This is a genomic window from Paenibacillus rubinfantis (genome assembly GCF_001486505.1).
GTDB classification, from domain to species: domain Bacteria; phylum Bacillota; class Bacilli; order Paenibacillales; family Paenibacillaceae; genus Fontibacillus; species Fontibacillus rubinfantis.
In genome coordinates this window covers 781592-801538 of record NZ_LN909065.1, presented here as the reverse complement: position 1 = coordinate 801538, position 19947 = coordinate 781592, and the positions used below count along the sequence as shown (strand labels likewise).

General features: G+C 54.7%; 15 protein-coding genes and 2 tRNA genes. 15 read left to right on the top strand and 2 right to left on the bottom strand.

What is annotated here, in order from left to right; all coding sequences use genetic code 11:
- Position 1: 1 nt before the first annotated feature.
- The 7 genes from BN3277_RS15285 (at position 2) to BN3277_RS15255 (ending at position 9056) form a co-directional block, all read left to right on the top strand.
- Positions 2 to 913 (top strand): aspartate carbamoyltransferase catalytic subunit, encoded by a 912-nt coding sequence (locus BN3277_RS15285; RefSeq protein WP_059044048.1) that lies wholly within the window; start codon positions 2 to 4, stop codon positions 911 to 913.
- Positions 914 to 999: 86 nt separating this feature from the next.
- The gene (locus BN3277_RS15280; RefSeq protein ID WP_059044046.1) at positions 1000 to 2307 is read left to right on the top strand and encodes a dihydroorotase; all 1308 of its coding nucleotides are present in this window, start codon (positions 1000 to 1002) and stop codon (positions 2305 to 2307) included.
- Positions 2308 to 2360: 53 nt separating this feature from the next.
- A complete protein-coding gene (gene carA / locus BN3277_RS15275; RefSeq protein ID WP_059044044.1) occupies positions 2361 to 3497 on the top strand; it encodes a glutamine-hydrolyzing carbamoyl-phosphate synthase small subunit in 1137 nt (378 codons plus the stop codon).
- Positions 3498 to 3501: 4 nt separating this feature from the next.
- Entirely contained in the window at positions 3502 to 6714 is a 3213-nt protein-coding gene (gene carB, locus BN3277_RS15270) for a carbamoyl-phosphate synthase large subunit (RefSeq protein ID WP_059044042.1), read from the top strand.
- 243 nt (positions 6715 to 6957) lie between these two features.
- The gene (gene pyrF, locus BN3277_RS15265; protein ID WP_059044040.1) at positions 6958 to 7725 is read left to right on the top strand and encodes an orotidine-5'-phosphate decarboxylase; all 768 of its coding nucleotides are present in this window, start codon (positions 6958 to 6960) and stop codon (positions 7723 to 7725) included.
- Between the two features lie 2 nt (positions 7726 to 7727).
- The gene (gene pyrE, locus BN3277_RS15260) at positions 7728 to 8372 is read left to right on the top strand and encodes an orotate phosphoribosyltransferase (RefSeq protein ID WP_059044037.1); all 645 of its coding nucleotides are present in this window, start codon (positions 7728 to 7730) and stop codon (positions 8370 to 8372) included.
- Positions 8373 to 8507: 135 nt separating this feature from the next.
- Positions 8508 to 9056: a hypothetical protein gene (locus tag BN3277_RS15255; protein WP_148501060.1), complete on the top strand. Its 549-nt coding sequence runs from the start codon at positions 8508 to 8510 to the stop codon at positions 9054 to 9056.
- A 62-nt stretch (positions 9057 to 9118) separates the two neighbouring features.
- Here BN3277_RS15255 and BN3277_RS15250 read toward each other — a convergent pair whose 3' ends face one another.
- Positions 9119 to 10720, bottom strand: a complete 1602-nt coding sequence (locus tag BN3277_RS15250) for an S-layer homology domain-containing protein (RefSeq protein ID WP_059044033.1) — start codon at positions 10718 to 10720, stop codon at positions 9119 to 9121.
- Positions 10721 to 10953: 233 nt separating this feature from the next.
- Between BN3277_RS15250 and BN3277_RS15245 the strand changes: the two genes are divergently transcribed.
- From BN3277_RS15245 to BN3277_RS15215, 8 genes are all read left to right on the top strand, one after another.
- Positions 10954 to 11799 (top strand): ABC transporter ATP-binding protein, encoded by an 846-nt coding sequence (locus BN3277_RS15245; RefSeq protein WP_082691470.1) that lies wholly within the window; start codon positions 10954 to 10956, stop codon positions 11797 to 11799.
- Positions 11762 to 12859 carry an efflux RND transporter periplasmic adaptor subunit gene (locus BN3277_RS15240; protein WP_059044031.1) on the top strand — a complete coding sequence of 366 codons (1098 nt, stop codon included), beginning with the start codon at positions 11762 to 11764 and terminating at the stop codon, positions 12857 to 12859. The genes BN3277_RS15245 and BN3277_RS15240 overlap by 38 nt, the downstream gene beginning before the upstream one ends.
- Positions 12859 to 15759 carry an ABC transporter permease gene (locus BN3277_RS15235; protein ID WP_059044029.1) on the top strand — a complete coding sequence of 967 codons (2901 nt, stop codon included), beginning with the start codon at positions 12859 to 12861 and terminating at the stop codon, positions 15757 to 15759. Before BN3277_RS15240 ends, BN3277_RS15235 begins: the two co-directional genes overlap by 1 nt.
- 3 nt (positions 15760 to 15762) lie before the next feature.
- Positions 15763 to 16650, top strand: coding sequence for an ABC transporter ATP-binding protein (locus tag BN3277_RS15230; RefSeq protein WP_059044028.1), 888 nt, complete (start codon positions 15763 to 15765; stop codon positions 16648 to 16650).
- Positions 16647 to 18146, top strand: coding sequence for an ABC transporter substrate-binding protein (locus tag BN3277_RS15225; protein ID WP_059044027.1), 1500 nt, complete (start codon positions 16647 to 16649; stop codon positions 18144 to 18146). Before BN3277_RS15230 ends, BN3277_RS15225 begins: the two co-directional genes overlap by 4 nt.
- A 142-nt stretch (positions 18147 to 18288) precedes the next feature.
- The gene (locus tag BN3277_RS25800) at positions 18289 to 18453 is read left to right on the top strand and encodes a hypothetical protein (protein ID WP_009225643.1); all 165 of its coding nucleotides are present in this window, start codon (positions 18289 to 18291) and stop codon (positions 18451 to 18453) included.
- A gap of 60 nt (positions 18454 to 18513) precedes the next feature.
- Positions 18514 to 18587 (top strand) — tRNA-Met (locus tag BN3277_RS15220).
- 14 nt (positions 18588 to 18601) lie between these two features.
- Positions 18602 to 18675, top strand: a tRNA-Ile gene (locus BN3277_RS15215).
- 112 nt (positions 18676 to 18787) lie between these two features.
- On the opposite strand, the gene BN3277_RS15210 is transcribed toward BN3277_RS15215, so the two are convergent.
- Entirely contained in the window at positions 18788 to 19936 is a 1149-nt protein-coding gene (locus BN3277_RS15210; protein ID WP_059044026.1) for a site-specific integrase, read from the bottom strand.
- Positions 19937 to 19947: the final 11 nt, after the last annotated feature.

The following is a 19947-nucleotide window of genomic DNA, read 5'->3' as shown; positions in this document are numbered from 1 at the left end:
GATGGCGCTGACCGCAACCGCAGTGAAGGAACGCAGCCTCCTCGGGCTGAAGGATTTAAGCGCAGCGGAAATCTCCGCGATTCTCGACCGGGCCGCCTACTGGGACGCGAGAGAAGAGAAGATGATTCCGGTGCTGAAGGAGCATTTCGTCGCGAATATGTTTTTCGAAAACAGTACGCGCACCCGCTTCTCGTTCGAGATGGCGGAGAAACGGCTGGGTGCTCAGGTGCTGAACTTCGCAGCCGCCGCCTCCAGCGTCGAGAAGGGCGAGTCGATTTACGACACGGTCCGCACGCTGGAATCGATGGGCATCGACGCCGGCGTCATCCGGCTGAAGCCGATCGGCATGCTGGAGGAGCTGGCCAAGCGGGTTTCGGTGCCGCTGGTGAATGCCGGGGACGGCAATAACGAGCATCCGACGCAAGCGCTGCTGGATCTATATACGATGAAACAGCATTTTGGAGAACTCGGCGGACTGAAGGTATCGATCATCGGGGATATCAAGCATAGCCGGGTTGCACGTTCCAATCTGTGGGCGCTGCAAAAATTCGGTGCCGAAGTGAAGCTCTGCGCGCCGGACAATATGCAAGCCCCGGAGCTAAGCGCCTATGCGTCTTACGTTCCGATGGACGAGGCGCTTTGCGCTGATGTGGTCATGATGCTGCGCGTGCAGCTGGAACGTCACGTCGGCGGGCTGATTAAGTCGGCCGAAGAATATCGCCTGCAATATGGCTTAACGGAAGAGCGGGCTGCGGCCCTTGCACCGCACGCGCTGATCATGCATCCGGCTCCGGTGAACCGGGGCGTGGAGATCGACGATGCGGTGGTGGAGCACTCACAATCCCGGATCTTCAAGCAGATGCAAAACGGGGTTCCGATCCGCATGGCGGTCATGGAACGCGCTTTGCTGTAAACCGTAGCCGGTTAGAGAGTGGCTGCGGAAAGTTGGCGGACGAGAGTTTTCGGTACGAACTTCAATCAGCGGGGGGAGATTAAACAATGCGGCTGGTCATCATCAATGCCCATATCTTAAATGAATTAGGGGAACAGGAGTTATCTCAAATTACAATCGAGGACGGAATCATCGCTAAGGTCGAGAAAGCAGGGCAAGACGAACAGCCGATCGCCGCGGACGGGGCGCAAGTCATCGATGCAGGCGGCAGACTGGTTACGCCGGGATTTATCGATATGCATGTTCATTTACGGGAGCCCGGATTCGAGCATAAAGAGACGATTGAAACCGGCTCACGCTCGGCAGCTCAAGGGGGATTCACCACGATCGCCTGCATGCCGAACACCCGGCCGGTGACCGATAATCCGGAAACCATCCGGTTCGTGAAGCAAAAGGCCGAAGAAGCCGGGCTGGTGAACGTGTTGCCTTATGCGGCGATCACGAAAAGTGAGCTTGGACGCGAGTTGACGGACTTCGCCGCTTTGAAAGAGGCCGGCGCCATCGGATTCACTGACGACGGCGTTGGCGTGCAAAACGCGCAGATGATGAAGGATGCGATGCGCCAGGCCGCATCGCTGGGAATGCCGGTGATCGCCCACTGCGAGGACAACTCGCTGGTGGAAGGCGCGCCGGTGGCCGAAGGGGAGTTTGCCCGCAAGCACGGCTTAAAGGGAATCCCCAACGAATCGGAAGCGATTCATGTTGGGCGGGATATTTTGCTGGCGGAAGCGACCGGGGTTCACTACCACGTCTGTCACGTGAGCACGGAGCAATCGATCCGGCTGATCCGTCAGGCGAAGCAAATCGGCATCAACGTCACCGCGGAGGTGTGCCCGCACCATCTGGTCTTATCCGAAGAGGACATTCCCGGTCTGGACGCCAACTGGAAAATGAATCCGCCGCTGCGCTCCCGCCGGGATGTGGAAGCCTGCATCGCCGCGCTGGAGGACGGAACGATCGACATCCTCGTAACCGACCATGCCCCGCACAGTGAAGAGGAGAAAGCGAAAGGCTTGCAGCTGGCACCGTTTGGCATCGTGGGATTCGAGACGGCCTTCCCGCTGCTGTATACGAAATTCGTCGCTACAGGCCGCTGGAGCCTGGCGATGCTGGTGCAGCGGATGACGGCGGATCCAGCTCGCGTGTTTGGCTTGGAAGCGGGGCGTCTGGTTCCGGGGACTCCGGCCGACCTGACGATCGTTGATCTCAACGCAGAACGGACGGTGGATCCGACTGCTTTTGCTTCGAAAGGACGCAATACTCCGTTTACCGGGTGGAAGCTGAAGGGCTGGCCTGTGGCAACCCTCGTTAAAGGCAAACTGGTGTGGAACGATACGATTGAACTAGCCCATTAATGGGCGGATGTGAATATAGTATTTTTAGCTTATGGATAAAGGAGTGCTGCAGGATGCAGGCAAGACTATTGTTGGAAGACGGCACGCTGTTCACCGGAACCTCATTTGGGGCGGAAGGCGAGAAGACCGGCGAAGTCGTTTTTAATACGGGAATTACGGGATACCAAGAGGTTCTGTCCGATCCTTCCTACTGCGGGCAAATCGTCACCATGACGTATCCGCTGATCGGGAATTACGGCATTTCGCGCGACGACTTCGAATCCATCGCACCATCGATTCATGGCTTCGTGGTTCGCCGCTATGAACCAACTCCAAGTAACTGGCGGGCTCAATACAATTTAGGCGACCTGCTTAAAGAATACGGCATTCCCGGTATTACCGACATCGATACGCGCATGCTGACACGCCTTATCCGGCATCAGGGAACGATGAGAGGAATTCTGACCACCTCGACCAAGTCGGTGGATGAATTGAAGGAAATGATGCTGGCTACCAGCATCGCCGAGCTGCGCAACCAAGTGGCGCAAACCTCGACGCACCATGTCTATAGCAGCCCGGGATCCAAAGAACGGATCGTGCTAGTGGACTTCGGGGCCAAAAGCGGGATTCTGCGCGAGCTGAACAAACGTGACTGCGATGTGGTGATCGTGCCGCATGACACGACGGCGGACGAGATTCGCCGCCTGCATCCGGACGGTATCCAGCTGTCCAATGGACCGGGGGACCCGAAAGACGTTCCGTACGCGGCGAAGATGATCGCCGAGCTGCTTGGGGAGTATCCGATTTTTGGGATTTGCTTGGGCCATCAGCTGTTTGCCCTGGCCTGCGGCGCTGATACAGAAAAGTTGAAATTCGGCCATCGCGGGGGCAACCACCCCGTGAAGGAGCTAGACTCCGGCCGTTGCTACATTACATCGCAAAACCACGGCTACACCGTAAACGAAGCGTCTATCGCCGGCACGGAGCTGGAAGTGACGCATATTAACAACAACGATAAAACGATCGAAGGATTAAAACATAAGAAATACCCGGCTTTTTCGGTGCAATACCATCCGGAGGCGGCTCCGGGACCTTATGACAACAGCTACTTGTTTGACCGCTTCATCGAGATGATCCGCGAGCACAAGCGGCAGAACCCGCAAAAGCCCCGCCAAGCCGAACTGATGGCCGCTGCGAAAGGAGAACTGTAAACCCATGCCGATCAACAAAGACCTAAAGAAAATCCTCGTCATCGGCTCTGGACCGATCGTGATCGGCCAGGCAGCTGAGTTCGATTACGCCGGAACGCAAGCCTGCCAGGCGCTGAAAGAAGAAGGCGTCGAAGTGGTGCTGATCAACAGCAACCCGGCGACAATCATGACCGATACCAACATGGCCGACAAGGTTTACATCGAACCGATTACCCTGGAATTCGTGACGCAAATCATCCGACAGGAGCGGCCGGACGGCTTGCTGCCAACGCTCGGCGGGCAAACCGGCCTGAACATGGCGGTTGAGCTGGCCCGTGCGGGTGTGCTGGAACGCGAAAACGTGAAGCTGCTCGGGACGCAGCTGACTTCCATCGAAAAAGCGGAGGACCGCGATTTGTTCCGCGAGCTGATGCGCGAGCTGGAGCAGCCGGTGCCGGAAAGCACTATCATCACGACGGTGGATGAAGCGCTGCAATTCGCCGATGAGATCGGATATCCGGTGATCGTGCGTCCGGCGTATACGCTGGGCGGCACCGGCGGCGGGATCTGTGCCACGGAAGAGGAACTGCGCGAGACGGTAGCGTCCGGCATTCGCTATAGCCCAATCGGCCAATGCTTGATCGAGAAATCGATCGCCGGGTTGAAGGAAGTTGAATATGAAGTGATGCGCGATGCCAATGACAACTGCATCGTGGTCTGCAACATGGAGAACTTTGACCCGGTGGGCGTACATACCGGGGACAGCATCGTCGTGGCGCCAAGCCAAACGCTCTCCGACCGCGAATATCAGATGCTGCGTTCGGCTTCACTGAAGATCATCCGGGCGCTGAACATCGAAGGCGGCTGCAACGTACAGTTCGCGCTCGATCCGCAAAGCTTCCAATACTACGTCATCGAAGTTAACCCGCGGGTCAGCCGCTCTTCGGCACTTGCGTCAAAAGCGACGGGGTACCCGATTGCGAAGATGGCGGCCAAAATCGCGCTGGGATACACGCTCGACGAAATCGTCAACCCGGTAACCGGGCAGACTTACGCTTGCTTTGAACCAACGCTGGACTACATCGTCAGCAAAATCCCGCGCTGGCCGTTCGATAAGTTCGTCCACGCGAACCGTAAGCTGGGTACGCAGATGAAAGCGACCGGCGAGGTGATGGCCATCGGGCGGACGTTTGAAGCGTCGATCCACAAAGCGGTTCGGTCGCTGGAAATCGGCACGCATCGCCTGTACCTGAAAGGTGCGGAGAAGATCGACGATGAAACGCTGAACAACCGGCTGACTAAGGCGGACGACGAGCGGTTGTTCCTGATTGCCGAAGCGTTCCGCCGCGGCTACAAGCTTCAGCAAATCCATGACTTGACCGGGATCGACTGGTGGTTCCTCGACAAAATCGAACGCCTGGTGGAATTCGAAAAAACGATCGCTGGAGAAGAGTTCTTTTCCTATGACACGCTGTATGAAGCGAAGCGCCTAGGCTTCACCGATCGGGCGATCGCCGAGCTGCGCGCTGACGGGCAGCCGTCCGGCACCCACCGGACCGAAGCCGAGGTGAGAAGCTTCCGTAAGGAGCACGGGTTGAAGCCGGTGTACAAAATGGTCGACACCTGCGCAGCCGAGTTCGAAGCCTCCACGCCGTACTACTACTCAACGTATGAAACGGAAAACGAGGTTGTCCAAACCGACAAGGAGAAGATCGTCGTGTTGGGCTCCGGGCCAATCCGGATCGGGCAAGGGATCGAGTTCGACTACTCGACGGTGCATGCGGTCTGGGCTATTCAAAAAGCCGGCTACGAAGCGGTGATCATCAACAACAATCCGGAGACGGTATCCACTGACTTTAATACATCGGACCGCCTGTACTTCGAGCCGCTGTTCTTCGAGGACGTGATGAACGTGATCGAAGAGGAGAAGCCGGTAGGCGTCATCGTGCAATTCGGCGGTCAAACGGCGATTAACCTGGCGGCGCCGTTGCAAGCGGCAGGCGTGCGCATCCTCGGCACTTCGCTCGAAAGTATCGACGAAGCGGAGGATCGCAAGAAGTTTGAAGCACTTCTGTCGAAGCTTGACATCGCGCAGCCGAAAGGCAGCACAGTCACTTCGGTGGAGGAAGCAGTGGGCACGGCTCAGTCCCTTGGCTATCCAGTACTGGTCAGACCTTCCTACGTGCTCGGGGGCCGGGCGATGGAGATCGTCTACTCCGACAAGGAATTGCTTCGCTACATGGAGGAAGCGGTGAATATCAATCCGCAGCATCCCGTACTGATCGACCGCTACATGCTGGGCAAAGAAGTGGAAGTCGACGCGATTTGCGACGGAGAGACGGTGCTGATCCCCGGTATTATGGAGCACATCGAGCGCGCAGGCGTACACTCCGGCGATTCGATTGCGGTGTATCCACCGCAGCACCTGTCGGCAGAGCTGAAGGAGAAGATCGTTGAAATCACGATCAAAATCGCCCGTGAGCTGAAAACGGTGGGCCTGGTGAACATTCAGTTCGTTATCTACAACAATGAAGTGTTCGTTATCGAGGTGAACCCGCGGTCCTCGCGTACGGTACCGTTCCTGAGCAAAGTGACCAACATTCCGATGGCGAATGTGGCGACCCAATGTATCCTCGGCACAAAGCTAAGCGATCTGGGGTACAAAGATGGTCTGTGGCCGGAAAGCAACCAAGTTGCGGTGAAGGTACCGGTCTTCTCCTTCGCGAAGTTGCGCCGCGTTGAGCCGACGCTTGGACCGGAAATGAAATCGACCGGCGAGGTAATGGGACGCGATCCGCAATATGCCAAAGCGCTGTACAAAGGCCTGATCGGTGCGGGGATGAAAATCCCTTCGACCGGTGCGATCATCGCTACGGTGGCCGACAAGGATAAGCAGGAGGCGGTTGACCTGCTACGCGGCTTCTACCGCCTGGGCTACAAGATCATCGCGACGGACGGCACGGCTTCCGCGCTGATCGAGGCGGGCATTCACGTGACGACGGTCTACAAACTGTCGGAAGGCGTGCCGAACATCCTGGATCTGATCCGGAACGGCGAAGCTCACTTCGTTATTAATACGCTGACCAAAGGGAAGGAACCGGAACGCGACGGCTTCCGCATCCGCCGGGAAGCGGTGGAGAACGGCGTCGTCTGCATGACCTCGCTGGATACGGTCCGCGCGCTGCTGGAGATGCTGGAGACCATCAACTTCTCCTCCCAAGCGATGCCCGCGCTTTAATCGCAGGCGCTCACGTAACGGACACCAGAGACGTTATGGATCGGGGCATGAGCGTTGTTCCGAGTCTGACGGACCGAGGAGACCTTATTTCGCATCATAGCAGCTGAATGGGCTCCATGAAGGCTAGATAAGGTCCATGGGGTCCGTTACAGGGGGAAATAGCCGGAAATGGGCAACTAGAGTCTATCAGGTCCGTTAGTGGACTTCGAGTAAATACACTTAACGCGGCGGCTCGGAAGCATTATGCTTCGGAGCCGCAAGCATGATTGGAGGAGAGCGGATTTGCGTTCGTTTGAAGAAGCGGCCGGGAAACTGATCGTCGGCCTGGACTTCCCCGATGCGGATCAGGCGCGGAAGCTGCTGAAGGAGCTGGAAGGGATTCCTTGCTATATGAAGGTGGGGCTGCAGCTGTTTTATGCGGCTGGTCCGGATTTGATCCGCGAGTTGAAGCAGCGGGGCTACTCCGTTTTTCTAGACGTGAAGATGCACGACATTCCGAATACGGTCAAAGGCGGGGCGAACAGCGTCACGAAGCTAGGTGTGGATCTGTTTAACGTACATGCGGCAGGCGGGCTGGACATGATGAAAGCGGCCCGAGAGGGCGCGTTGGCGGCACTGGAGAGCAACCGTGCGCTGACGATGCCAAAAATCATCGCAGTGACGCAACTGACGAGCACAAGCCAGCGGGTAATGAACGAGGAGATCGGCATCCCGGGTGAAGTGAAAAGCTCCGTCGTTCACTACGCGGAGCTGGCCCGTCAAGCCGGACTGGATGGCGTTGTCGCCTCACCGCTTGAAGTGACGGCGATTAAGACGCAGTGTGGACAAGCCTTCCTGACGGTAACGCCGGGGATTCGCCCGGCGAACAGCCCGCAAGGCGATCAGTCGCGTACGTTAACCCCCGGCGAGGCGATGGCGCAAGGCACGGACTATATCGTTGTTGCACGGCCGATCATCGCAGCCCCCAATCCGCGTGAAGCGGCGGAATCGATTATTAAGGAGATGATGTAGTCATGACAAATACACCATCAGTAGAAGCGCAAATCGCGGGAAACCTGCTGGACATCGGAGCGGTAGCGCTCCGGCCACATCAGCCGTTCACCTGGACCTCGGGCATCAAATCTCCGATCTATTGCGACAACCGGCTTACGATGTCGTATCCGGAAATCCGCGATTTGATCGCTGAATCGTTTGCGGACTTGATCCGCAAAGCGTACCCGGAAGCCGAGGTAATTGCCGGAACAGCAACCGCCGGCATCCCGCACGCCGCGTTCACCTCGCAGAAGCTGGGCCTGCCGATGGCTTATATTCGCGACAAGGCCAAAGGACACGGCAAAGAGAATCAAATCGAAGGCTTGATCAAACCAGGGCAAAAGGTGGTTGTTATCGAGGATTTGATCTCCACTGGCGGCAGCTCGATCAAGGCGGCGCAAGCTGTACGCGACGCCGGGGCGGAGCCTCTGGCTGTGCTGGCGATCTTCAGTTACCAGTTGGATAAAGCGGTCCAGGCGTTTGCCGATGCGGGTATCCCGCTGCGGACCTTGTCCAATTATTCGGCACTGATCGATGTAGCCGTGAAGCGCGGCGACATCCAGTCGGAAGACCTGGAGCTCCTGCAGTCTTGGCGGAAGGATCCGGCATCGTTTGGCAACGCGTAAACCGAATCAAGAACATGAAGCAGCCTATCTCATAGAGAGAAGGCTGTTTTTTTTACAGGTTTCCTGTATAATTCCGACTAATAGGTGAGTAGCGCGAGTAAGCAAACGTCAATGAATCTAAATGGGGTGACCTTCGTGAATCGGTTGATTACAGGATTTTTTCTGGTTTTTGTGATCGCCATGACCGGGTGTAGCAATGGTCCACAAATAACCGTGCCGCCAACTTCCGCAGATGTTCCCGACTTGGCCGGTTTAACGATCACGGATGGAGGGCCCGAGTGGCACGAGGGGGAGGAAAAGACACCTTTTGACCAGTTGATTCAGCAAGCTCCTTTTCCTGTGAAGCAGCCGGCTTTGTCGTTTGAGGTGACTCACAAAGCGGCCGCTTTTATCGAGGCGCCGTTCGATTTACTCCATATGGTGTATGCCAACGAAACGTTAGGGATGCAGGTGATGCTAAGCATCTCGAACTCGCAGGAGACTTCCGATCCGGAAGGAACGCGGGGCCCTGACCTGGAAAACGGCACGCCAACCTGGCTGCAAGGGGGCGAGTTTTTCAGCGGGCTGTATTGGCGGCAGGACGGACTAACTTACGCATTGCTGGCCAACAAGGTTGAAGGCGGCGAATTTGTGCCTTTGTACGGGGACCGCGAAATCGTCGAAATCGCTAATTCCCTTAAATAACTCCACACGCGAAAAGACCACCGATGAGAAGCGGGATCGCTTCTTCATGGGTGGTCTCTTTTTTACTTAAACGAATACCCTTCATATTTCACGGCATTCTTCAAGCTGGTCCAGACGTCCGGCGAGTCTCCGCCGATATGCCAGTAGGCGTACCCGGCCACACCGTATTTGGCCCCTGCTCGGTATTTCGCGGAAAGGGAGCGGGCATCCTCCAGCCAAATCTTATGCTGCGTCCCGTTCTTGCGGTATTCCATCGTGTATTGGCCTGCCGCTGCATTCCATTTGGGTGTTCCGCCGTATTGGCTGACTCGGTTATTCTGCTCGGGGAGCGTGAGATCCTCCGACGATACCGTGGCTCCGCTGGCGCTGAGGGTCCAATCCCGCGTATACAGCGGCATCCCGAGGATCAGCTGGTCCGCCGAAACTTTGGCGAGCAGCTTGCCGAGATGGCTCTCGACCCAACCGAGCGAGGCGACGGAACCGGCGGTGTAGCCGCTCCAATGCTCATCGTAGGTCATGATGACCAAATAATCGGCGCTCTTGGCCAATTCGGCATAATTGTAGGCATCCGACCAGTCACTGCCGAGATCCGGCGGAAGATCGACGGACAACACTGCGGAGACGGTATGAAGCTCTTTAGCCAGCTTGGCGATAAATGCGGTAAATAAGTCCCGATCGGATGCGGCGACATTTTCGAAATCGACGTTGATGCCGTGCAGCCCATACTTTTGGACGTAAGACTTCAGGCTCTGGATCGCATCCGAAGACAGCGAGGTGGAGGCGAGCAGCTTGTGGGTCGTTTCCTGGTCGAACCGGTTGCCTACCATGACCCAAACCTGTTTGCTGTTATTTTTGGCCCAGGTCATGAGGGAAGGTACGCTGGAGTCAGAAATCTTGCCGGTTTTCTCGAGAAAATACCATCTTGGTGCCAGCACGTTCACACTCGATTGTAGAATGGACTTCTGATAGGCTTCGGTCGATTGACCAAACTGCCAGCCGATTTGGATCGGAGCGGGAGTGGCGCTGGCGGCAATCGCATCGGTCCAGCGGTTGTCCTGAAGCAGGCGGTCCAGGATCACAGCCGTCTCCTGACGGGTAATCGGCTGCGTCGGATAAAATCGCCCGTCATTGCCCTGCATGAGGCCCAGCTCTGTGATTGAGCGGATCGAGGGCTTGGCCCAGGCGGCGATCATCGCCTCATCTTTATACACGGAGGTTGTACCGCCTGTGGCGGTTTGTTTCAGCGCCCGAACCAGCCAAGAGGCGGCCTCCTGACGTGTTAGCGGCTGATTGGGCTTGAAAATCCCGTCGCCCAGCCCTTCGGTCAGTCCCAGCTCGGTCGCTGCCTGGATCGTGCCGTAATACCAGGCGCTTTTCGGTACGTCGCGATAGGCGGGGACGGCGGATGCTGACGGTTCTACATGAAAGATTCGCGTTAACGTGGTCATAAATTCCGCTCTCGTAATCGAGCGGGTGGGAGAAAACAAAGTTTCGGACGTTCCTTTCATCACATTGTTGGCATTTAAGCGAATAATGGCGTCTTTGGCGTAGCTGGACGCGATGTCGGTAAACGGCATTTTGTCAGCGGCGGCCGGCTCTAGCCGGAAGACGGCGGTAACGAGCAGCAGCGAGGCTGCGAGCAGAGTGGGAATCATTTTTTTCATGAAGTAGTTCTCCTTGCCGATTCTAGTAGAATTCTCCTTAATTCTAACAGGATTGTAACCTATCATCAGCGCTTAAAATCTGGAAAGAAAAAGAACGAATTCGTTAATTCCGTTGTAACTTTTTGCCATAGTATTTCGTTTATAATGCAAGACGTAAATGAATTGCTAGACAAGGCCAAGACGACCAAGAAGAGGCAGAATCACAAATTAGGGAAATGGGAGAACGATACACGATGATGCGATGGCTTCGCAAAAAAGAAAAAGTCGAAGTTCCGTCCGGAGCGGAAACTCCGGTCCTTGAGGCGGAAGCGGAAGCCGCTGCCGCTGCAGAGAAGACGGTCTTAGAGGATGCAGCCGTCGAGGTCATTGCAGCCCGTGCGCAAGAGGAGGAACCGGAGAAGGAGACCGGACCGATCCTGTCGGTCAAAGAGGTTCGCCGTTCGTTTCCGGTCGGCGGAGGAGAAATCCAGGTTTTGAAGGGAATCGACATGGAAGTGCTTTCCGGCCAGCTGGTGATGCTCAAAGGGCGCTCCGGCTCGGGTAAAACGACGCTGCTCAACATGCTCGGCGGATTGGACCAACCGACGTCGGGTGAGATATGGTTCCGCGGCCAGGCGCTGCATGAGCTGAACGATGATAAGCGGACGTTGCTGAGGCGGGATCAGATCGGCTTTATTTTCCAAGCTTACGCCTTGCTTCCGCTGTTGTCTGCTTGGGAGAATGTTGAGCTGTCCTTGCGGATGGCGGGCGTTCCGCCCCAGGAATGGAAGAAGCGCGTTACGCACTGTCTGGAGCTCGTAGGGTTGGGGAAACGCATGTTTCACCGTCCGTTTGAGCTGTCCGGGGGGGAACAGCAGCGGGTGGCCATCGCCAAAGCGATCGCTCACCGTCCGAAGCTGTTGCTGGCGGACGAACCAACGGCCAATCTCGATTCGCAAATGGGAGCACAAGTCATGGCAGTATTCAAGAACATCATACAGACCGAACGCGTGACGATCTGTATGACGACACACGATCCTACAATCCTGGAGGTAGCGGACCATGTTTACGAAATGGTGGATGGCAAATTTATCAACTAAAAGGGGGAAGGTTAGGCTGATCCGAACGCTGGGCATCTTGTCCGTATGCCTGGCTTTGACGGTATCCACGGGCTGCGCCCTGCTGCCGGATGAAGAGGCGGAGGAAGACCTGCCGGTGATCACGCCGCCGACGATCTCGAAGAAGCCGGAGTACGAGGTGCGCACAGAGACGATCGAGATCAACGTCAGCGCGGTTGGCAAGATCATGAGCCAGCGGGAGGAACCGTTATTTTTTACGGAGGATAATCTGCACGTCAAAGAAGTGATGGTGAAGGCGGGAGACAAGGTCAAACAGGGCGATGCTCTCATTCAGCTGGATGTAGAGGACCTGCAGAAGGACTTGCGTAAGAAGAAGCTGGAGTTCCGCAAACAGGAAATCTCGATGAAAGAGCTGTTGCGGACGAAGGACGAGAAGGACCCCATCGAATTTGAGGAGGCCTCTATCGTCTTTGAGGAACAGCGCCAAGCGCTCGAGGATTTGGAGAAAACGATTGCGGACGGCACCTTGCGCGCACCGTTCTCCGGCACGGTCGTTTCCGTCACCGCCCAGAAAGGTGCGGCCATCAAAGCTTATGACACGGTAGCCGTACTGTCCGATACGTCATCGCTAGTGGTGGCGGCTCAGTTTGCCAAGGAGGATTTGTCGAAGGTCGCCGTTGGCATGAAGGCGAAGGTCGACATCAATGCGGCCGGCGTGTTCGAAGGTAAAGTCAAAGTGATGCCGGTCGAGACCAGTTCGTCCGATAACGGGAATGGCAACGGTGGCAACGCTCCGGAGAAAGATACGATCGATAAGTATCTGATTGTCCAGCTGGACAAATGGCCGGAGGGTGTTGAACGTGGCCGCCCGCTTAGCGTTTCGATCGTGACCCAACGTAAGGAGAACGCCGTATTGATTCCGATTTCCGCGCTGCGGACCATTGGTTCTCGGACTTACGTCCAGGTTGTGGAGGAGGACGGCTCGAAACGCGAAGCCGATGTTGAAGTCGGCTTGCAAACCTCAACCGATGTGGAAATCGTTAAAGGACTCACGCCGGGGCAGAAAGTAGTGGGTCGTTAATGGGAGTACCTTTATTACGCTTGCTGTTCCGCAAAATGTGGAACACGAAATGGCTGACGTTGAGTACTTTACTGGGCCTGATCGTCGCCGTCTCGTTTACGGTCAGCATCCCGATGTATTCCGACGGGTCGCTGAAACGGGTCGTCGCGACCACGCTGAAGGCCGAAAGCGAGGGGCTTCCCGCAGGCTCATTGATCATGAGCTACCAGGCACCGGGCGGCACGAAGACGGATGCGGGCGCTCTGACCGCCGTCAATCAATATATCGTAGACGAAGTTCCGGCAAAAATCGGCTTCCCGTATGACGCCTACGTGAATACGCGGTCGATCCGCAGTACAGAAGTGTTCCCGGAGGATCCAACCAAAGTGGATGCGAGTCGGACTCGGACGATGTCAATCGTGTCCATGAGTGGTTTGAAGGATCATATCTCCATCTCCGGCGGCCAGCAATATTCCGATCAAGCTAACGGCGATACGCTGGAAGCACTGATGCTGGAAGAGGCGATGTACCGCCAGGATCTGCATGTTGGCGACGTGATGGAGTATCCGGTATACAGCGGAGTCGACGTGACGCTCAAAGTGAAGATCGTCGGCACCTTCCAGCCGTCGAACGAGAATGATCCGTATTGGTACCAAGGCTTTGAAGGGATGATGAACAACTTCTACGTCTCGGACCAAGTCTTTAACGAACAACTGCTGAATGGATTATCGATTCCGCTGCATAATTCCAGCTGGTATTACGCCTTTGATCTCGGCGAGATCAAGACGAGTCAGCTGTCGCCGCTGTCGGATACGCTGGAGCGGCTGAACGTGGAGTTATACCAGAAGCTCAAAGACACGAAAGTGGATGTTTCCTTCGGCAGTCTGCTGAATGATTTCCGCAAGCAAAGCTTGCAAATGCAGACGCTGCTGTTTACCTTAGCGGCACCGATGATTGCCATGGTTTTCTATTATATCGTCATGAACGCCCGCCAAGCGCTTGACAAGCAGCAGAGCGACATCGCTGTGCTTCGCAGCCGCGGGGCTTCCACGAACCAGATCATCTTGATCTATTTCTTTGAAAGCTTGATCCTAGGCATAATCGCCTTAATCGCGGGTCCTTTACTGGGTTGGTTTATGTCCAAGAGCATTGGCTCGGCGGACGGCTTCCTGACCTTCGTGAATCGGAAGTCCATTCCGGTGGGATTCAATTTCGACGCATTGGCGTTAGGAGCGGCGGCGGTGATCATCGCCATCTTGGCGACGTTGCTGCCGGCGGTTTCGTTCGCCCGGTCCTCGATCGTCAAGACCAAGCAGAAGCAAGCGCGCTCCGATCGGGCGCCGTTCTGGCAACGTTGGTTCCTGGATATCGTCTTGATGGGGATCGCGGGTTACGGCTACTACTTGTTTAATCAGCGGCAGATGCTGACGTTCCAGACAGGGATGACTACGGATGAACTGCAGGTTCAGCCGTTCCTGTTCTTCGTTCCGGCGCTGGCGATCTTCTCGATCGGGTTGTTTTTCCTGCGGGTGTTCCCATGGCTGCTGAAGCTGATCGGCTGGATCGGCAAAAAGTGGCTGCCGGTTCCGTACTACCTAAGCTTGACGCAACTGTCCAGATCGTCGTCGTCCTATTATCCGCTGATGATCCTGCTCGTTCTGACGCTGGGCCTTGGCGTTTATAACGCCTCCGCGGCCCGGACCATCGATTTGAACTCGACGGAACGAACGCTGTACAAATACGGCTCAGACGTGATCATGAAGACGGTGTGGGAAGGCACTCCAGAGATCACCCGTCCTTCGCAAGGAGGCTCCGGCCAAGGCCAAGGCGGCGGCTCGGGAGCACCGGGCGGCGGTGGGAACCCGGGTGGAGCACCCGGAGGCGGTTCGGGAGGCGGCGGGCAAAATCCAACGCCATCCAAACTGATTTATTCCGAACCTCCGTTCGAGATCTTCCGGAAGCTGGAGGGGGTCGAACATGCGGCGCGCGTACTGCAGACGAAGGGGAATATCATTGTCTCCGGCCGCTCAGCAGGGCAAGGCAACGTGATGGGGATCGACAACGTCGATTTTGCTAAAGTCGCCTGGTTCCGCAACGACCTGTTCCCAACGCATCCGTACAATTATTTGAACTTTCTTGGGATGAATGAAAGCGCAGCTCTGGTACCGTCTACCCTGGCGGAGAAATACAAATTGAAGCCGGGCGATGTGTTTACGGTAGCATTAGGCGAGCAAACGGTGGAATTTGCGGTGTACGGGATTTTGCCGTATTGGCCTAGCCAATATCCAGACCAGACACCGTTTATTATCGCGAATTTAGATTATATCTACGATCAGGTTCCGCTCATTCCTTACGAGGTGTGGCTGAAAATGAAACCGGGTGCCAAGGTGGCACCGCTGATCACCAAGCTGGCGGAGGAAGGAATCGATCTTTATTCGGTTGACGATGTGCGCAGCGAACTGGCGGCGCAAAGCAAGCACCCAACCCGGGGCGGGGTCTTTGGAATATTGAGTCTTGGCTTCCTCGTTTCGGTGATCGTATCGCTGATCGGCTACGTGTTGTATTGGTTTTTCAATTTGTCCGGCCGGGTTGTCCAATTCGGGATTTTGCGGGCGATGGGCTTATCCCGCAAGCAATTGACGTTTATGCTGCTGGCCGAGCAAATCTTGACAGCAGGCTTATCGATCGTGCTGGGAATCGTGATCGGAAAGATTGCCGGCAAGCTGTATCTGCCGTTCCTGCAAACGGCCGATAACGTGACGACGCAAGTGCCGCCGTTCCGGATCGTGTTCGATAACCAGGACACGCTTCAGCTCTATGTCGTGGTGTTTGTGATGCTCCTGATGGGAGCGGGCTTGCTCTTCTGGCAAATCCGACGCCTCCGCGTGCATCAGGCGGTAAAAATGGGAGAGGAGCGCTAAGGGATGATTCATTGCGAAGGACTTGTCAAGATTTTCAAATCCGAAGATATCGAAGTTGTGGCGCTCCAAGGCTTGAACTTGACCGTTGAACAAGGCGAGATGATGGCGATTATCGGCAACAGCGGCAGCGGCAAATCCACGCTGCTGAATATCCTCGGCGGGCTGGATCGCCCATCGGCCGGCCAGGTTAACGTCGGGGGCTGGGATCTGCTCAAGATCCGCGATGACCAGCTGGTGGAATACAAGCGCAACACCGTCGGCTTCGTTTGGCAGAACAACGCCCGCAACCTGCTTCCGTACTTGACGGCACTGGAAAATGTGGAAATGCCGATGCTGCTCACCGGGAAGTTGGACCGAGCGTATGCGAAAGAACTACTGGAGCGGGTTGGCTTGAAGGAGCGGATGCACAACAAGCTGCATCAGCTCTCCGGCGGGGAGCAGCAGCGGGTTGCGATTGCCATCTCGCTGTCCAACCGCCCGAAGCTCCTGCTGGCCGACGAACCAACAGGTTCGGTGGACACGGCCACCTCTGACCAGATCATGCAAATCTTTCGGCAGGTGAACCGGGAGCTGGGCATCACCGTTGTTATCGTCACGCACGATTTGACGTTGGCTGGAAAGGTAGACCGTGTGGTCGCCATCCGTGACGGATTAACGAGCACCGAGTTCTTGAAGCGTAATCCGAATCTGGATTTGGCGGCTGCGGAGCTTGGTGCCGGAGGCTTGCAGGAGGTTCACGAAGCTTTTGTTGTGGTTGACCGCGTCGGACGTTTACAGGTTCCGAAGGAATATCTGGAATCCGTCGGGATCAACGGACGGGCGAGCATGGAGTTTGACGGGGAGAAAATCATTATTACAGCACCTAAATCATTAGAGGGGGAAACATCATGAGGTTTAAAAAATTATTATCCGTAGCGTTAGCGGCTACGCTGTCGTTGGGCTTGTTGGCCGGCTGTAACGGCAGCAAGGCGGCAGACCCTGATCAGGAGAAAGTGCTGCGTATCGGCGTTCTGTACGGGGGATACGACGATTCTTATTTCCGCCAACAATATACCGATGTGTACGAATTCACACACCAGAATATCCGAATCGAGATCGTACCGGCCATCGACCAAAGTCAATACCGTTACCAGGACAGCTCGCAGCCATACGTGCAGCCGGATTACCTGGAAAGCATGAAGAAAATCATGACCGGCAGCAATCCGGTGGACGTGGTGGTGACCGACACTACCGTATTAAATCAACTGATCAAGGAGAATATGGTGAAACAGCTTGATCCGATGATCCAAGAGGATAAATTCGATACGTCGGATTTTGTACCGGCTGTGCTTGACGGGATCAAGGATCTTGGGGAAGGCAGCCTGTACGCGTTAACACCTTCGTTCTCTTCCTCCGCTCTGTATTATAACAAGAAGATCTTTACGGATGCCGGAGTGGAGCCGCCTACCGATAACATGACTTGGGACGATATCTTTAATCTGGCTCGCCGCTTGGCCAAAGGGGAAGGGAAGGACCGGGTTTACGGCTTTGCGTTTAACCGGTACCTCGGAAGCGATCCGTTCTGGGATATGCAGAACAACTACGTCAGCGCGCTGCAGCTCAAAACCTTTGACGACAAAGCCGAGACGATGACGGTGAATACACCGCAATGGACCAAGGTTTGGGAAACGATCAGCAAGCTGGCCAAGGACAAAATTATCCCAGACAGCAACAGTGGGATGATGGATGGGGAATGGAATCCGGTAACCAGCGATTTATTCCTCTCCGGTAGAGCGGCGATGACGATCGGCGAGAACTACTACGTTAATGAAATTACCGACGCAAACAACAACGCTTCGAAAATCAAAAACTTCAACCCCGTGGATTGGGACATCGTAACCGTTCCGGTTCATCCCGAAAAACCGGGCGTTGGGGGGAATATCTGGCTGAGTAATACGTTTTCGATTAACAGCACGGCTCCAAACGCCGAAACCGCTTGGGACTTCATTAAATTTATTAACGGCGCGGATTGGGCGAAGCTGAAATCCCGCAGCAACTCCTATGAAATGCTGGCCCGCAAATCGTACATCCAACCGAAAATGGGCTTGGATTATAACATTCAAGCATTTTATATGCTGAAGCCGACGCCGCCAACCGATCCGAAGCAGGATAAGTTGATGAGCGAAAAACCGGGTCTGTACAGCGTGAACGACAGCGGACGTAAGTACTTCCAGGAGGTACTGGAGAATAAGAAAACCCCGGCGGAAGCGCTCAAGGAATGGGAAGAGAAGGGGAACAAGATGTTGTTGGAGATTAAAAACAACCCGAAAACCCAATTCCAGGAGGATGGCACACCGTATGTTCCTCAGGAAGGGGCTTCCGCGGACGGAGCCGTTTATAAAGGTTAAGCCGCGGAATTCAAACCGTGTAAAAATTACCAGACCAATCAAGGGCCGCCGGACGGAATCCGGCGGCTTTTTTTGTTAAGGTTGGGTATTCTATAGGCAAGGACAAATTGCTCTAATTGACGAAAGGATGGACGATTCAGTCATGCGTTGGGTCTATTTCAATAAATTGTACAGAACCAAATTCCAAGCCGGCTGCCTGGCTCGAAGATTGGAGCAAGACGGCTGGATCTACGGTTTTGACGACATGCGGCAAATCGAAATTTTTCGCTCCCGTAAGGGCAAATACGGCGTGCGTTTTATTCCATAACTTACGGCTTGACGCGCCCTGTGGGAATCGTGTATATTATTAATTGTCGCTATTTACTGACGCGGGGTGGAGCAGCCCGGTAGCTCGTCGGGCTCATAACCCGAAGGCCGCAGGTTCAAATCCTGCCCCCGCAATCCAAGTTTTACCCGGGCCCTTAGCTCAGTTGGTTAGAGCGGTCGGCTCATAACCGATTGGTCACAGGTTCGAGTCCTGTAGGGCCCATATGCGCGAAACCCCTTGATTATCAAGGGGTTTTTGCTTTGTTCGGGGTTAGTTGAGCGGTAGGGGGCAAGTTTGGGAAGAGGAAGAAATACTGTTTTGGTCACTCAAATGGTCACGAAGTTGGTTTATCCACAGGATTTTTGATACTTTTCATCTTTTCTTCGACCAGGTCGACAGCATCGCGTTGCATATCCGGAAGAAGGTGCGAGTAACGATCAAGATAAATTTGAACACTGCTATGACCGAGTCGTTCAGCCCCAATTTTCGGATTAACTCCATTATTCAGAAGCATAGATGCGTGAGAATGACGGAGATCGTGAAAACGAATTTTAGGTAACCCGGATTTATTTGTTAGGTAGGCAAATGTTTCAGTAATACGACGAGGTTTAATCGGTTCCCCGTTCTCGTAGCAGCAAACTAGGTCGTTATCCTGATACTTGTTGCCGAACCGCTCTTTGTTTGCCTCTATGACCTCTTTCTGCTGTTCCAGGTCATTTATGAGAAGGGAACCGATTGAGATCCTTCTCGTTGAGCTGGCTGTCTTGGTATCCTGAATAATAATACCCTCTGAAGGTGTCCAGTTTACTGTCTGTTGGATCGTTAACGACTTCCCCTCCATATTTATATCCTTCCACCTTAACCCGAGTATTTCGCCTTTTCTCATCCCTGTGTGGATGGCTAATGAGTAGACGATATAATGAACATGCCCTTCAGCAATATTTAGAAAGTGCATGCACTGCTCCATCGTCCAGATTTTCATCTCGGTTTTCCGTAATTTTGGAGCTTCTACCTTCTCGATTGGGTTTGTTGAAATCATCTCCCACTTACTCGCCAATCGGAAAGCTTTCCTTAGGATTGCGTGTATATGCCTTACATAGTCTGGTGAATATTTTTTGGATAAGTCATTGTAGAAACGAGCGATTGTCAAAGGCTTGATTTGCTGCACCCGTTGCTTCCCAATGACCGGGATGATCCGCTTGTTTACGATGGTAGACTCGACATCATACACTGTTGGTTTGTAATTAGGTTTTGCGTATTCTTCAAGCCATGTCACCAGAAGTTCTTTAATTGTAATGTTGTTATCCGGTACATAGGTGTTCTTGCTCATCGAAGCGATCAGCTCTGCGCAAGCGTACTCGGCTGCTTGTTGAGTTGGGAATCCACCCTTTTTCTTTTGTCTACGTGCACCGGTTACAGGATCAGGAGGGATGTCAACTACAAATGTCCAGGTCGATCCTCTTTTAAAAGTACGTCCTTTCATACAGCCTCCTC